Raw genomic sequence first — 14,788 nt, forward strand, 5'->3', positions numbered from 1 at the left:
ATGGTCGTCGATGAACACGTACAGTGCCGTCAGAAGGGTGTCCAGGTTCGTCTTCACAAACCAACCAACGGGCACCCTTCGTCATGGTCGCGGCCAGCCCAGACATCGGACTCATTCATCTAGTGCAGCGGTTGCAGGAGCCAGTTGGCGCCCAGGGTGAGGCAGGCGAGGGCGATCAGCAGGAAGACGGTGACCCAGGCGAGGGCGGGGACGTGGGTGAGCCGGGCGAGCTGGTCGGCGTCGGAGTCGCGGGCCCAGCCGATGCGGCGCTGGTGCTGGAGCTCCAGGACCGGGCGCACCGCCCCGAACAGCAGGAACCAGCAGCCGAGGTAGGCGAAGCCGGCCTGGACCTGGGCGCTGCCGAACCAGGAGACCAGGAAGAAGGCGCCGCCGGCGACCAGGACGGTGAACAGGCCGAAGGCGTTGCGGATGCGGATCAGCAGGGCGAGCAGCAGGGCGATGGCCAGCCACAGCAGCAGGGTGATCCGGTCGGCGGCGAGCAGGGCGGCGCAGCCGAGGCCGAGCAGGGCGGGGGCGGTGTAGCCGGCGGCGGCGGTGAGGACCATGCCGGGGCCGGTGGGGCGGCCGTAGGAGAGGGTGAGGCCGGAGGTGTCGGAGTGCAGCCGGATGCCGGCGAGCTTGCGGCCGGTGACGAGCGCGGCGAGGCCGTGGCCGCCCTCGTGGGCGATGGTGACGGCGTTGCGGGCGACGTGCCAGAGCGGGCGGGCGAGGACGGTGAGCAGGGCGGCGCAGCCGGTCGCGAGGACCAGCCAGCCGGGCGGGGCGGCCTGGGTGCCGGTGACCCGGTCCCACAGTTCGCCGAGGTTCTGGTTGTTCGGGTTCATCGGGGGGTCTGCGCCTCCGTTCGCTGTGTTGGGCCGTTCGGGGCAGCCTCCCATGCGGGGACGGGTGGACGGGAGCGGGTGGTTCTCGTCCTGGGATGAGGAAGTGGTGAACGGCGGCGGCATGGCAAGCTGGCCCGCATGTGCGGTCGCTTCGCAGCCAGCAGCAAGCCGGAGGACGTCGTCGAGCTGTTCGACGTGGAGTTCTGGGATCCGCAGGAGTCCCTGGGGCCGAACTGGAACGTGGCGCCGACCAACAGCGCCCTCGTGGTGCTGGAGCGGGCGGCCCAGTGGGCGGCGCGGCCGGTGCGGCAGCTGCGGGCGCTGCGCTGGGGGCTGGTGCCGCAGTGGTCGAACTCCGCCGAGACGGCGGTGAAGATGATCAACGCGCGGTCGGACACGGTGCACGAGAAGCCCGCCTACCGGCAGGCCTTCGCCTCCCGCCGGTGCCTGCTGCCGGTGGACGGCTACTACGAGTGGCAGACGGTGCCGGGCGAGCGGGGCAGGGCGCGCAAGAAGCCGTTCTTCGTCTCCCGGGCGGACGGTGACCCGCTGGCGCTGGCGGGGCTGTACGAGTTCTGGCGCAACCGGGCGGTGCCGCCGGGGCACCCGGAGGCCTGGCTGGTGACCTTCACGATCGTGACCACGGACGCCGAGGAGGTGCTGGCGCCGATCCACGAGCGGATGCCGCTGTTCCTCGACCGGCAGGCCTGGGGCGAGTGGCTGGACCCGGGGCTGAGCGACCCGGAGGAGGCGCGCCGGCTGCTGATACCCCCGCCGCCGGGGGCGCTGGTGGCCACGCCGGTGTCGCCGGCGGTCGGCAACATCCGCAACAACGGCCCGGAGCTCAAGGAGCCGTGGGCCGAGGTCGAGTACGAGACCACGTTGTTCTGATCCGAAACCTGCGGGGAGCTTGTTGATATGACCACCTCCGAACTCGTGGCCACCGAGGCCGGGGACGCCCGGATCACCTACCACCGGGCCGCCGATCCGAGGGCGGTGCTGGCGCTGGGGCACGGTGCGGGCGGTGGGATCGGGGCGCGGGACCTGGTGGCGCTGGCCGGGCGGCTGCCGGAGCGCGGGATCACCGTGGCGCTGGTCGAGCAGCCCTGGCGGGTGGCGGGGAAGAAGCTGGGCCCGGCGCCGAAGACCCTGGACACCGGCTGGCGGCCGGTGGCCGGGCGGCTGGCCGGGGTGGGGCTGCCGCTGGTGGTCGGCGGGCGCAGCGCGGGGGCGCGGGTGGCGTGCCGTACGGGGGCGGGCAGCGGTGCGGTGGGGGTGGTGGCGCTGGCGTTCCCGCTGCACCCGCCGGGCCGGCCGGAGCGGAGCCGGGCGGAGGAGCTGCTGGGGTCGGGGCTGCCGACGCTGGTGGTGCAGGGCGCGGCGGACCCGTTCGGCGGGCCGGAGGAGTTCCCGGAGCTGCCGCCGGGGCACGAGCTGGTGGCGCTGCCGTACGGGAACCACGGCTTCGAGGTGCCCAAGCGGGCGTCGGTGGGGCAGGACGAGGTGCTGGAGCTGATCTGTTCGTCGGTGGGGGACTGGGTGCTGGGGCTGGTCTGAGTGGTCGGCCCCGGCCGGGCGGTCCTGGGCGCGGGGCCCTGGGCGACGGGGCCGTGAGCAGGGCGTTTCCGCTCGATCACTCGTGCGAGTGAAGTGGGTGCCGGGGCGGGAATGCGGGCGGGGCCGGTGTGGTTGTCGTGTCCGTCAGCACGAGTCACCGGTGAGAGGCAGGGCAGATGGGTTCGATCGCGTGCCCCGAACGGCCTGAGGAGCGCGAGGCCGCGACGGCCTTCACTCCTTCTTGGCCGGAGTGGATCGACGCGGGCGAGAAGCCCGTCAGCCCGATATCCTCCATTTCTGGGCGGCCCGCCGTGGGCCGTGCCCGTCATGCCGAGGAGGTGGGTCCGGTCGTCGGGACCGAGCACGAGGCCGAGCCGGGCCGTGGCCCGGACGAGGCCCTGCCTGCGGGCGAGGCGCTCACCGGTGAGGAGCTGGCCGAGGCGATCGGTGAGGACACCTTCAGGGTGTCGGCGGAGGAGTCCGAGGAGACCCGGCGGGAGCGCTTCGAGCGCGACGCCCTGGGGTACCTCGATCCGATGTACTCCGCGGCGCTGCGCATGACGCGCAACCCCGCGGACGCGGAGGATCTGCTCCAGGAGGCGTTCGCCAAGGCGTACGCGTCCTTCCACCAGTTCCGTGAGGGCACCAACCTCAAGGCCTGGCTGTACCGCATCCTCACCAACACGTTCATCAACTCGTACCGCAAGAAGCAGCGGGAGCCCCAGCGCACCGCGGCGGAGGAGATCGAGGACTGGCAGCTGGCCCGGGCCGAGTCGCACATGTCGACCGGTCTGCGCTCGGCCGAGACCCAGGCGCTCGACCACCTCCCCGACAGCGATGTGAAGGACGCGCTGCAGGCGATCCCGGAGGAATTCCGGATCGCCGTCTATCTCGCGGACGTAGAAGGCTTTGCGTACAAGGAGATCGCGGACATCATGGGTACTCCCATCGGTACGGTGATGTCCCGGCTGCACCGCGGCCGCCGTCAGCTGCGCGGCATGCTGGAGGACTACGCCCGTGAGCGCGGGCTCGTCCCGGCCGGCAGCGGGGCAGGGCAGGAAGCGAAGGGCTCGGGCTCATGAGCTGCGGCGATCCGCACGACACCGAGTGTGGCGAGGTCCTCGACCACCTCTATGAATTCCTCGACAACGAGATGGCCGAGGGCGACTGCGCCAAGCTGCGCGTGCACTTCGAGGAGTGCTCGCCCTGCCTGAAGCAGTACGGGCTGGAGCAGGCGATCAAGGCGCTGATCAAGCGTTCCTGCGGCTGTGACGACACCCCGACGGACCTGCGCAGCAAAGTGCTGGCCAGGATCGACTCGATCCGGGCCGGGCAGCGCTCGGGCGAGGAGGTGGTCGTCGCGGTGGAGGCCTCGGTCGAGGTGCACGCCGAGTCCGCCCGCCCGGCGCCCAGGCCGGCCGCGGCGCAGGCACGGGACGACGCGGCCGATGGGCCGGGCGTGCGCCCCGGTGCGCCGGTCGAGGCCGGAGCCCCGGCGGAGTAGCCGGGAGTGGTTCCGTACGGCCCGCCGGCGAGGGCGGGCCGTACGGTTCGAGCAGGGAGTCCGACGGCCCCGGGAGCATGCGCTCCCGGGGCCGCTCCCGTTCTGCTCGCATGCGCCCTCACTCGTTCGGGTGAGTTGGCGGTGCGCCAACTGCGCCATTGCGCGATCATGCATCCCCGCGCCCGGGCGGCGGCCTATCCTCCTGACGGACGCTCACCGCCGGTCACCCCGGCGCGCTGAGGCAACACGGGGCCCGGACGCGGGGAGGCCGAGATCGCTACCGACAGTGGAGGCGCGACCCTGCCGCAGGGGGCGGCGCGCTACCTGGTGGCCGTCCCGGTGGCAGCCCTGTGCTGCCTGCTGCCGCTGCTGCCGGAGGCCGTCACCCCCGGGGTGCCGCGCTGGCTCGGCCACCCGACGGACTGGCCCAAGGTCGGACTGCTCGGCTTCCTGCACGGCTGCTGGGAGTCGCTTGCCCAGGGCCTGCCGACCCCCTGTTCCCTCCTGTTGCGCCGGCTGCTGCGCCGCCCCGCGCCCGTCGGCCGGGCACCCTCCCGGCCCGGGGTGAACGCCTTCTTCCCGGTGCTCTTCGCCGGGGTGCTGATGCTCCCGCCGGCCGCCGCCGCCCTGGTCGCCGCCCCGGCCGCGCTGCTCGGCGGCCCGACCGGGCCGGGCTGCCGGCGCCGCCAGCTGTTCAACGGCTCCCAGCTCGCCCTGTGCGCCTTCGCCTCCTCGGTCGCCTTCCACCTGCTGCGCGGCCCGCAGCTGCTGCTCGGCTCCCGCTTCCCGGCCGCGCTGCTGCCCGGCTTCGCCGCCGTCGCGGCGTTCTGCCTGGTCAACGGGCTGGTGGTGGGCGTCATGGTGATCCTCAGCGAGGACCGTCCGGTCATCGAGGTGCTGCGCGGCGCCTGCTCGATGTGCGGGCTGCCGGTGCTGGTGCATGCGGCCGGCGGGCTGATGGTCGCCGTGCTCTGGCAGGGCCCGTACGGGGCGTTCGCCGCGCTGCTGGCCCTGCTGCCGCTGTCCATCTCGGCCTGGGTGTTCGCCCAGGGGCAGCGCGAGCAGGACGCCCACCAGGCCACCGTGCAGTCGCTGGTGCAGGCGGTGGAGATCAAGGACGCGTACACCCGCGGGCACAGCGAACGGGTCGGCCGGGCCTCGGTGCTGATCGCCGGTCAGCTCGGCATGGAGGCCGAGCGGCTGCGCACCCTGCGCTTCGCCGGGATCCTGCACGACGTCGGCAAGCTCGGCGTGGCCACCGAGCTGCTGCGCAGAAACGGTCCCCTCAGCGAGGACGAGCGCCGCGCGGTGGAGATCCACCCGGTGTACGGGTTCGAGCTGGTGCGCGGGATCGACTTCCTCGGCGAGGCCCACGCCGGGATCCTGCACCACCACGAGCGGGTGGACGGGCGCGGCTACCCGAGCGGACTGGCGGGCGCGCAGATCCCCGAGTTCGCCCGGATCATCTCCGTCGCCGACGCCTTCGACTCGATGACCTCCACCCGCTCCTACCGGCGCGGGCGGCCCGTCGCCGAGGCGGTCGCCGAACTGGAGCGCTGCTCCGGCAGCCAGTTCGACCCGGTGATGGTGCGGGCGCTGATCGACGCGCTGGCCGTGCACGGCTGGCAGCCGGTGGTGCACTCCGAGGACTGCGTACGGGCCGTGCCGGACATCCCGCTCGGGGTGCCCGAGCCGGTGCGGGCCGCGCCCGGCCGGGTGCCCGCCCAGGGCGGGACCGCCCGCGCGGCCGGGCCGTCGTGACCGGCCCCGGGGCCGGGGCCGCGGCCGTCGGCCGGACCGCCCGTGCCCGTACCGCGCGGGGGCGCACCGCCCGGGCCATGCACGCGGCCGCCGCCGCGCTGCTGGTGCTCGCGCTCGGCGCGGTCGCGGCGCGCGGGGTCGCCGAGCCGAGGGTCGCGCTGGCGTTCTCCGCGCTGATCGCGCTCGGCGAATGCGTCCGGATCACCCTTCCGGGCGATCGGGAGCAGGCGCCTATCGGCGCGGCCGGTGCGCTGGCGTACGCCCTGCTCGGGCCGCTGCGCGGGGTGCCGACCGCGCACGGCACGCTCCAGGTCGTCGCGGTGACCGGCGTCGGCCTGCTGCTGGGCTGGCTGCCCGGCCTCGCCCTGCCGCACGGACCGGCGCGCCCGCACCGGCGCCCGCCCTGGGCCGACCCGGCCCGCCGGGACAGCGCCGCCCGCCGGCTGCTCGCGGTCGGCTTCGCCGCGGCCGTCTTCCAGCCGCTCTACAACGGCGGCCTGGTCGACCGCTTCTCGCCCGAGGGCCCGGCCTACGGGGCGTTCCTGACCGCTGTCGCCGCGCTGGCCGCGCTCTGCGACGCCACCCTGGCGGCGCTGCTGCGCGCCTCGGCCACCGGGCTGCGCCTCCCGGCCGCGCTGGAGGACGAGCTGCGCTCGCTGTTCGGGATCGGCTCGGCGATCGTCGCCACCGGGATGCTGGTCAGCCTCGCGGCCGGCGAGGTCGGGCTGTGGGCGCTGCCGCTGTTCTGCACCCCGCTGCTGCTCGCCCAGATCTCCTTCCGGCGGGCCGCGGCGGTGCGGGCCACCACCGGGCAGACCATCGCCAGCCTGGCCCGGGCCACCGAAGTCGCCGGGTACACCCCGCACGGGCACGCGCGCCGGGTCGCGGACACGGCGTGCGCGCTCGGGCGCGAGCTGGGGCTGGGCACCCGCGAGCTCGCCCTGCTGGAGTACGCGGCGCTGATGCACGACGTCGGCCAGCTGTCCCTGGTCGAGCCGGTGCCGGACGGCGCCACCGCGCTGCTGCCCTGCGACGAGCAGCAGCGCATCGCCCGCCTGGGCAGCGAGGTGATCAGCCGTACCGGGGTGCCCCGGCAGGTGGCCGAGCAGGTCGCCCGACTGGCCGACCCCTGCCCCGGGCCGGTGGGCGGCGAGGGGCCGGTGCCGCTCGCCGCCCGGATCATCCGGGTCGCCAACGCCCACGACGACCTGCTCACCGCCGCCCGCGGCCGGGGCCTCGGCGAGGCGGTGGGGCGGCTGGAGGCGCTGGAGGTGCTGCGGCTGGGGCGCGGGCGGGTCTACGACGCCAGGGTGGTGGACGCGCTCGCCCGGGTCGGCGGGCAGGGGCGCGGCTGAACCGGGGCCGGGGCGTGGCGGGCCGTTCGGGGCAGGGCTGAAGCGGGGCCGAACCGGGGCTGAACCGGGGTCGAGGCGTGGCGGGCCGGTCGAGGAGCGACGTCAGGGGTTGAGGAGGCGCGCCGCGGCGGGCAGGCTGGGGAGGGGCGGTCCCCAACCTCGGCGGTGGGGAGCGCGGGCGGGGGCGGGCGTGGTTGGATGCGGTCGTAGCGTGGAACACCGACCCGGAGCACCGGGACCCGGGCCCCGTCGAGGACGGGACGGGCCCGGCGGTACGGGACTTGAGCGGACGACGACGGCAGGGACGAACGTGAGGATCTTCCACCGGGCACGGCACCGGCCGTCCGCCACCTGGCGGCAGACGACCGACCGGGCCTTCACGCTGATCGGCGACGGCCGCTACGAGGACGCCGGCGCCCTGCTGGTGATGGCCGCCGACCTGGAGCCGTGGCTCTCCGACTCCTGGTTCAACCTCGCCCTGCTGCACAAGTTCCGCCGCGACTGGGAACAGGCCCGCTCGGCCGGCCTGCGCGCCGTCGCCCTGCTGGACCGCGAGCACGGCGCCCCCGACTGGTGGAACCTCGGCATCACCGCCACCGCCCTCCAGGACTGGCCGCTGGCCCGCCGCGCCTGGCAGGCCTACGGGCTGAAGGTGCCCGGCGGCCCCGGCGGGGACGGCCCGGTCAGCCTGGACCTCGGCACCACCCCGGTGCGGCTGTCCCCGGACGGCGAGTCCGAGGTGGTGTGGGGCCGGCGCCTGGACCCGGCCCGGATCGAGGTGCTGTCCATCCCGCTGCCCTCCTCCGGCCGGCGCTGGGGCGAGGTGGTGCTGCACGACGGCGCCCCGCACGGCGAGCGGGTCACCGAGGGCGTCGCCTACCCCGTCTTCGACGAGATCGAGCTGTGGGCGCCCTCCCCGGTGCCGACCTACGTGGTGCTGCTGCAGGCCGCCACCGCCGGTGACCGGGACGCGCTGGAGCGGCTGGTCGCCGAGGCCGGGTACGCGGCCGAGGACTGGACCTCCTCGGTGCGGCTGCTGTGCCGCGCCTGCTCGGAGAGCCGGATGGCCTCCGACGACGGGGTCGTCGCCCACCACGACCCCCACGACGACGGCGACGCCGCCCACCCCGGCCACCTCAGCCACCTCAGCCAGGGCGGCGCGGCCGGGATGTCCTGGCTGGTCGAGCGCGAGTGCGGGCTGGCCGCCCCGGCGCACCTGGTCCGCACGCTGCTGGACCGCTGGGTCGCGGCCGCCCCCGGGACCCGGGCTTACCGGGATCTCGAAGAAGTGTGCTGAGTACCCTGGTGAGGTACGCGTAGACCTATGGAAGCGGAAGACATGGCGGAGCAGCACGACCACGAGCACGAGCACGACGTGGAGGGGGCGGCGCCCGAGGCCCCCGCGAAGGTGATCGGTGAGGAGCCCGACCTCTCCAAGGGCACCGCGCGCCCGATCACCGTGGTCGGCAATCCCGTCCTGCACCGCGAGGTCAAGGACGTCACCGTGTTCGATGCCGAACTGTCCACGCTGATCGACGACATGTTCCAGTCGATGTACGCCGCCGAGGGCGTGGGCCTGGCCGCGAACCAGATCGGTGTCGACCTCAAGGTCTTCGTCTACGACTGCCCGGACGACGAGGGCGTGCGCCACATCGGCCACGTGATCAACCCCAAGCTGGAGGAGTACCCGGCCGACCGTCGCCGGGAGCTCGACGACAGCAACGAGGGCTGCCTGTCCGTCCCCACCGCCTACGCCGAGCTGCCGCGCCCGGACTACGCGGCCGTGACCGGCGTCGACAAGGACGGTCAGCCGATCCGGGTGGAGGGCACCGGCTTCTTCGCCCGCTGCCTGCTGCACGAGACCGACCACCTGTACGGCACCCTCTACATCGACAAGCTGTCGAAGCGGGACCGCAAGGACGCCCTGAAGCAGATGGCCGAGGGCACCCCGAAGTACGCGACGGTGCCGAACGTGTAAGGCTTGAAGGCGAGTTGAGGGCCGGTCCGGGCGATGCCCGGGCCGGCCCTCGCCCGTTTGTATCCGCGGGGTTTCAGTGAGCGCTCGGTCCGCCGTCGAAACGCTCCGTGCGGCCGGTGCGCCCGGTATCTGCCGTATCGTTCCCTTGTCCGCCGCCGTGCGAAGTGGAGCCCGCCGCCCGTGTCCTCGCCCGTACCGCCCCCGCGCCCCGTCCGCGTGCTGCTGGTGGAGGACGACGACCTGATGCGCCGCTCCTTCACCGTCGCGCTGGAGCGCTACGGCTACGAGCTGCGGGCCGCGGCCGACGGCCTCACCGGGCTGGAGCTGTTCCGGGACGAGCCGTTCGACCTGCTGATCCTGGACGTGATGCTGCCCGGCCTGGACGGGATCGGCCTGTGCCGCAGGGTCCGGGAGACCAGCCTGGTGCCGGTGCTGATGATGTCCGCGCGCGGCGACGGGCTCGACGTCGTCGCCGGGCTGGAGGCCGGGGCGGACGACTACGTGGTCAAGCCGGTCGACACGTTCGTGCTGGTCGCGCGCATCCGCTCGCTGCTGCGGCGCGCGACGTACACCGCTGCCGCCGCGCCCTCGCCCGGGGAGGCCGACGGGGAGGTGCTGGTCTTCGGGGACCTGGCCGTCGACACCGCCGGCATGGAGGTGTCCGTCGGCGGGCAGTTGGTGGCGCTGACCCCGACCGAGCTCAAGCTGCTGCTGGAGTTCGCCGCCCGCCCGGGCGTGGTGCTGGAGCGGCACACCCTGCTGCGCAACGTCTGGGAGTACGGCTGGGACGGCGACAGCCGGGTCGTCGACCTGTGCGTGCAGCGGCTGCGCCGCAAGCTCGGGCGGGAGCGGATCGAGACGGTCCGCGGCTTCGGCTACAAGCTCAGGCGCTGATCGTGCCGCTCGGATTCCCCCGGCGCCGGGCCTCGCTGCGCTGGAAGATCGCCGCGCTGGCCGCCGCCACCGCCTGCCTGGTCGCGGTGGCGGTCGGCGTGCTGGTGCACCTGTGGACCGCGCAGGACATCCGCGGCCGGGCCGAGGCGCGGGCATTCAACGGGGTGTACTCGGCGATGGACGTCTACCGGCGCACGGGCACCCTGGCCGACGGCGCCGAGCTGGACCCGGCGGAACTGCCCGCCGGGCTGCGCCGGCCGGCCGACGGCGCCCGGCACACCGCCTACGACGGGCGGGTCGTGGGCAACGACGGGCCGAGCGTCTGGGCCGCCCAGCGGACCGGCGGGCCGGGCAGCCCGCTGCTGGCCGTCCGGATCAACATGGGCCCGGAGCTGTCCGACCTGCCCCGGCTGGACGTGGCGATGGGGGTCGCCTCGCTGCTCGCACTGGCGGTGGCCGTGCCGCTGGCCGGGTACGGGGCCGGGCTGCTCGCCCGTCGGCTGGGACGGGTCGCCGAGACGGCGGGGCGGATCTCCGCCGGGGACCTCGACGCCCGCACCGGGCCGACCGGCGGGCACGACGAGGTGGCGGAGATCGCCGCTACGGTGGACGCGATGGCCGACAGCCTGGGCCGACGGCTGCGCACCGAACGGCAGTTCACGGCCGATGTGGCGCACGAGTTGCGCACCCCGGTGGGCGGGCTGCTGGCCGCCGTCGACCTGCTGCCGGAGGGCGAGGCCGAGGACCTGATCCGGGCGCGGGTGCGGGATCTGCGGGCACTGGTCGAGGACCTGCTGGAGATCTCCCGGCTGGACGCCGGGGCGGAGCGGCCGGTGCGCGCCCGGGTGCCGCTCGGGGAGGTGGTCCGGGAGGCGGTGGCGCGGACCGGGTGCGAGGCCGAGGTCTCGGTGGGGACGGTGGCGTCGGTGGAGACGGATCCGCGGCGGCTGGAGCGGATCGTCGGGAACCTGGTCGTCAACGCGCACCGGCACGGGGCCGCGCCGGTGCTGGTCGGCGTCGAGGGCCGTACCGTCGTCGTGCGCGACCACGGCCCCGGCTTCCCGGCGGACCTGCTGCGGCACGGCCCGCGCCGCTTCCGGACCGGGGCCGCGGAACGGGGCTCGGGGCACGGGCTGGGGCTGACCATCGCGGTGGGGCAGGCCCGGGTGCTCGGCGCGGAGTTGAGCTTCGCCAACGCCGGGGACGGCGGGGCGGTGGCCACGCTGCGGCTGCCGGACTGACCGGTGCGGGCCGCTGCCGGGCCGGCCTGAAGCGGGGTTGACCGGTGCGGGCCGCCCGCCGGGCCGCCGCCGGGTTGACCGGTCCGGACTGCTACCGGACTGCTGCCGACTGGCGCGGGCGCTGATACACGGCGGGCCGGGGCGCTGATACACGGCTCGGACACCATCCGAAGTGCACTGATTCGCATGCCGGATGGGAGACCCCCTCGTGATCGCCACTTCGCTCGCCCCGCACACGACGCCGGGGATCGCCGCCGCCACCGCTGACCTGACGAAGGTCCACGGCGGCGGCGACACCCGGGTCACCGCGCTGGACCGGGTCAGCCTCGCCTTCCGGGAGGGCGAGTTCACCGCGATCATGGGGCCGTCCGGCTGCGGCAAGTCCACCCTGATGCACTGCGCCGCCGGGCTCGACACCCCCACCTCGGGGTCCGTACGGATCGGCACCACCGAGCTGGGCGCCCTCGGCGACCGGCAGCTCACCCAACTGCGGCGGGACCGGGTCGGGTTCATCTTCCAGGCGTTCAACCTGCTGCCCACGCTGACCGCGCTGGAGAACATCACGCTCCCGCTGTCGCTGGCCGGGCGGCGGCCGGACCGGCAGTGGCTGGACCGGGTGGTGTCGATGGTCGGCCTCTCCCCGCGCCTCGGCCACCGGCCGGCCGAGCTGTCCGGCGGGCAACAGCAGCGTGTCGCGGTGGCCCGGGCGCTGGTCACGCGCCCCGCGATCGTGTTCGGCGACGAGCCGACCGGCAACCTGGACTCCCGGGCCGGGGGCGAGGTGCTCGGCTTCCTGCGGGACTCCGTACGGGAGTTGGGGCAGACGGTGGTCATGGTGACGCACGACCCGGTGGCCGCCGGGTACGCGGACCGGGTGGTGTTCCTGGCGGACGGACGGCTGGTCGACGAGATGGCGCACCCGACGCCGGACCGGGTGCTGGACGTCATGAAGACCCTCGCGGGCTGAAACCACTCCTCCTTCCGAAAGCTGCTCATGCTGACCACAGCCCTGCGCAACGTGCTGGCGCACAAAGCGCGTCTGTTGATGACCGTCCTCGCGGTCTGCCTCGGTGTCGCCTTCGTCTCCGGAACCCTGGTCTTCGCGGACTCGACCGCCGCCGCGTACCGGGCCGCCGCGTCGAAGAACTTCGCCGACGTCGCGGTGAGCGTCACCGCCAAGGAGTCCCCCACCGCCCCCGAGCAGCCGAACGTGCTGACGGACGCGCTCGCACGCCGGTTGGCGGACGTGCCCGGGGTGGCGGCGGTACGGCCCTCCGCCGACGGGAGTGCCGTGCTGAACTCGGCCGACGGCACGCCGCTGCGGGTCAGGCAGGGGACGAACCTGGCGTCCGCGTACGACCCGGGGCGGTACCCGCTGGTCGAGGGGCGCGCCCCCGCCGCCGAGGGCGAGATCGCCGTCGACCGGGGGACGGCGGACGCGGGCCGCTTCCACCCGGGCGACACGGTCACGCTGGCCACGGACGGCCCGGCGTTCACGGCCCGCCTGGTCGGCGTGGTGACCACCCGGGACACCCGGGTCACGGCCGGCGGCACCCTCACCCTGTTCGACCGGGCCACCGCACAGCAGCTGTTCGCAACTCCCGGTCACTACACCGGCCTTGAGATCGCGGCCGGGTCGGGGGCCGACCAGTACGAGCTGGCGCGGCGGATCGAGGGGCTGCTCCCGGCCGGCCGGGCCGAGGTCACCACCGGGCAGGCGCAGGCCGCCCAACAGGCGATCTACGTCGGCACGTTGACCCGGGGCTACCAGAAGATGCCGCTGGTCTTCGCGGGGGTGGCGCTGTTCATCGGCTCGTTCCTGGTGGTCAACACCTTCACCATGCTGGTCTCCCGGCGGCGGCGGGAGATCGCCCTGCTGCGGGCGGTCGGCGCGACCCGGCGCCAGGTGGTGCGCTCGCTGCTGGCCGAGGCCGTGGTGATCGGCGTCGTCGCGTCGGCGGTGGGGTTCGTGCTCGGGCTCGGTGTCGCGGCCGTGCTGCCGGACCTGCTGAGCGGGGACGGGAACCGGCTGCCGACGGGCCCACTGGTGATCGGGGCCCGGCCGGTGGCGGCGGCGCTGTTCGTCGGGGTGGGGGTGACGGTGCCGGCCGCGTGGCTCCCCTCGCGCCGGGCGGCGCGGATCGCGCCGATCGAGGCGCTGCGTTCGGCCGGGCAGCCGGACGGGCGGTCGCGGCCGCGTACGGTCGTCGGGGCGGGGCTGCTGGTGCTCGGGGTCGGCCTGCTGGTCTCGCTCACGGGCTCGGCGAAGGACGCCTCGGAGGAGAACCTGCGCAGTGCGATGCTCGGTTGCGGGGTCCTGGTCGTCGCCCTGGTCGTGCTGGCGCCGGCGCTCGCCGTTCCCGTGATCCGGGTGACCGGGCGCCTGACCCGCCGGTTCGGGATCACCGGCCACCTGGCCCGGGAGAACGCGCTGCGCGACCCCCGGCGGACGGCGGCGACCGCCGCCACCCTGCTGATCAGTACGGCGCTGGTCAGCGGCCTCGCCACGATCGGCAGCTCCACCGGGCGGGCGCTCGACCGGCAGGTGGCGGCCGGCCTCGGGGCCGACTACGTGATCAGCACCGGCAGCACCATGACCGGCATCGACCCGGCGGCCGTCCAGCGGCTGGCCGGTGCCCCGGGGGTGCGGACGGCGAGTGCGGTCGCGGACTCCACGATGGTGGTCGGCGGCCGGGTCCGGGAGGTCTCCGGCGTCGATCCGGCCGGGGTCGGGCAGGTCATGAAGCTCGACTTCGTCAGTGGCTCGCTCAAGGACCTCGGGCCCGGCCGGATCGCCGTCTCCGACAGCGTCGCCCGGGAGACCCGGGTGGGCACGGGCGGGCAGCTCAAGGCCCGGATGGGCCGGGGCGAGGAGTTCACCGGGTACACCGTGGTGGGCGTCTACCGGGACAACCCGACCGCCCACGACGTGCTCGGCGCCCGGGACGAGGTGCAGCGCGGCAGCTTCAAGCCCGGCTCCGTGCAGCGGGTGCTGGTCAAGGGCGACGGCGCGACGGAGGGCGGGCTGCGGACGGCGGTGGGCGACAACCCGCTGCTCAAGGTGCAGGACCGGGCCGCCCTGGTGCGCCAGTCCGCCGGGACGATGAGCGATCTGCTGACCCTGATGTACGGGCTGCTCGCGATCGGGGTGGTGATCTCGGCTCTCGGCATCGTGAACACCCTGGCCATGTCGGTCGCCGAGCGGACGCGGGAGATCGGCGCGCTGCGGACGCTCGGCATGGAGCGGGCCGGCATCCGTCGGATGATCCGTCTGGAGGCCGTGACGGTGGCCGCGTTCGGCACACTGCTGGGCCTGGCGGGCGGAGTGTTCGGCGCCTGGGCGGTCGGGGCGCTGGCGGGTGGCGCGATGGCGCAGTACGCGCTGGTGTTGCCGTGGGGGACGCTCGCCCTGGTGTGCCTGGCCTCCCTGGCGCTCGGCGCGGTCGCGGCGGCCGTCCCGGCCCGTCGGGCGGCGGCGCTGAGCCCGCTGGAGGCCGTCGCGGAGGCGTGAGCGACTCGCCTGCCCCACGTCCGGCGTGGGGCAGGCGGCTGTTCAGCCGGTGATGAGGAGCCACGCCGGGCCGTAGGTGAAGCCTGGATGCGGGTCGGAGTCCATGGGTGTCGGGTGGTCGGTGAAGGGGAGTGGCCGGACG

The 14,788-nt window shown here is 74.7% G+C and carries 13 protein-coding genes; 12 read left to right on the forward strand and 1 reads right to left on the reverse strand.

The window, feature by feature from the left end:
- Positions 1–119: 119 nt before the first annotated feature.
- The gene (locus ACZ3YL_RS18445; RefSeq protein ID WP_188303052.1) at positions 120–845 is read right to left on the reverse strand and encodes a M50 family metallopeptidase; all 726 of its coding nucleotides are present in this window, start codon (positions 843–845) and stop codon (positions 120–122) included.
- A gap of 138 nt (positions 846–983) precedes the next feature.
- Here ACZ3YL_RS18445 and ACZ3YL_RS18450 point away from each other — a divergent pair, with 138 nt between their 5' ends.
- From ACZ3YL_RS18450 to ACZ3YL_RS18505, 12 genes are all read left to right on the forward strand, one after another.
- Positions 984–1,736, forward strand: coding sequence for an SOS response-associated peptidase (locus ACZ3YL_RS18450; RefSeq protein ID WP_465658472.1), 753 nt, complete (start codon positions 984–986; stop codon positions 1,734–1,736).
- Between the two features lie 27 nt (positions 1,737–1,763).
- A complete protein-coding gene (locus tag ACZ3YL_RS18455; protein WP_465658474.1) occupies positions 1,764–2,402 on the forward strand; it encodes an alpha/beta hydrolase family protein in 639 nt (212 codons plus the stop codon).
- A 338-nt stretch (positions 2,403–2,740) separates the two neighbouring features.
- On the forward strand, positions 2,741–3,484 hold the full coding sequence (locus ACZ3YL_RS18460) for a sigma-70 family RNA polymerase sigma factor (protein ID WP_411292882.1): 744 nt from the start codon (positions 2,741–2,743) through the stop codon (positions 3,482–3,484).
- Positions 3,481–3,906 (forward strand): mycothiol system anti-sigma-R factor, encoded by a 426-nt coding sequence (rsrA, locus tag ACZ3YL_RS18465; protein WP_465658477.1) that lies wholly within the window; start codon positions 3,481–3,483, stop codon positions 3,904–3,906. The genes ACZ3YL_RS18460 and rsrA overlap by 4 nt, the downstream gene beginning before the upstream one ends.
- 339 nt (positions 3,907–4,245) lie before the next feature.
- Positions 4,246–5,667, forward strand: coding sequence for an HD-GYP domain-containing protein (locus tag ACZ3YL_RS18470; RefSeq protein ID WP_465658479.1), 1,422 nt, complete (start codon positions 4,246–4,248; stop codon positions 5,665–5,667).
- Positions 5,668–5,744: 77 nt separating this feature from the next.
- On the forward strand, positions 5,745–7,022 hold the full coding sequence (locus ACZ3YL_RS18475; protein WP_465658481.1) for an HD-GYP domain-containing protein: 1,278 nt from the start codon (positions 5,745–5,747) through the stop codon (positions 7,020–7,022).
- Between the two features lie 310 nt (positions 7,023–7,332).
- Positions 7,333–8,319 (forward strand): tetratricopeptide repeat protein, encoded by a 987-nt coding sequence (locus ACZ3YL_RS18480; protein WP_188303263.1) that lies wholly within the window; start codon positions 7,333–7,335, stop codon positions 8,317–8,319.
- Between the two features lie 27 nt (positions 8,320–8,346).
- Positions 8,347–9,000: a peptide deformylase gene (gene def / locus ACZ3YL_RS18485; protein WP_465658485.1), complete on the forward strand. Its 654-nt coding sequence runs from the start codon at positions 8,347–8,349 to the stop codon at positions 8,998–9,000.
- A gap of 180 nt (positions 9,001–9,180) precedes the next feature.
- Positions 9,181–9,894: a two-component system response regulator CseB gene (cseB, locus tag ACZ3YL_RS18490; protein WP_465658487.1), complete on the forward strand. Its 714-nt coding sequence runs from the start codon at positions 9,181–9,183 to the stop codon at positions 9,892–9,894.
- A 2-nt stretch (positions 9,895–9,896) separates the two neighbouring features.
- Positions 9,897–11,135, forward strand: a complete 1,239-nt coding sequence (locus ACZ3YL_RS18495; protein WP_465658489.1) for a sensor histidine kinase — start codon at positions 9,897–9,899, stop codon at positions 11,133–11,135.
- Between the two features lie 211 nt (positions 11,136–11,346).
- A complete protein-coding gene (locus ACZ3YL_RS18500; protein ID WP_465658659.1) occupies positions 11,347–12,102 on the forward strand; it encodes an ABC transporter ATP-binding protein in 756 nt (251 codons plus the stop codon).
- 27 nt (positions 12,103–12,129) lie between these two features.
- Positions 12,130–14,646 (forward strand): ABC transporter permease, encoded by a 2,517-nt coding sequence (locus ACZ3YL_RS18505; protein ID WP_465658491.1) that lies wholly within the window; start codon positions 12,130–12,132, stop codon positions 14,644–14,646.
- Positions 14,647–14,788: the final 142 nt, after the last annotated feature.

Source organism: Kitasatospora sp. NPDC023176 (genome assembly GCF_055560495.1).

Bases quoted from the DNA above. Each gene is read 5' to 3' on its own strand.
- ACZ3YL_RS18445 (WP_188303052.1), bottom strand. From the start codon at position 845: ATGAACCCGAACAACCAGAACCTCGGCGAACTGTGGGACCGGGTCACC.
- ACZ3YL_RS18450 (WP_465658472.1), top strand. From the start codon at position 984: ATGTGCGGTCGCTTCGCAGCCAGCAGCAAGCCGGAGGACGTCGTCGAG.
- ACZ3YL_RS18455 (WP_465658474.1), top strand. From the start codon at position 1,764: ATGACCACCTCCGAACTCGTGGCCACCGAGGCCGGGGACGCCCGGATC.
- rsrA (WP_465658477.1), top strand. From the start codon at position 3,481: ATGAGCTGCGGCGATCCGCACGACACCGAGTGTGGCGAGGTCCTCGAC.
- ACZ3YL_RS18475 (WP_465658481.1), top strand. From the start codon at position 5,745: ATGCACGCGGCCGCCGCCGCGCTGCTGGTGCTCGCGCTCGGCGCGGTC.
- def (WP_465658485.1), top strand. From the start codon at position 8,347: ATGGAAGCGGAAGACATGGCGGAGCAGCACGACCACGAGCACGAGCAC.
- ACZ3YL_RS18505 (WP_465658491.1), top strand. From the start codon at position 12,130: ATGCTGACCACAGCCCTGCGCAACGTGCTGGCGCACAAAGCGCGTCTG.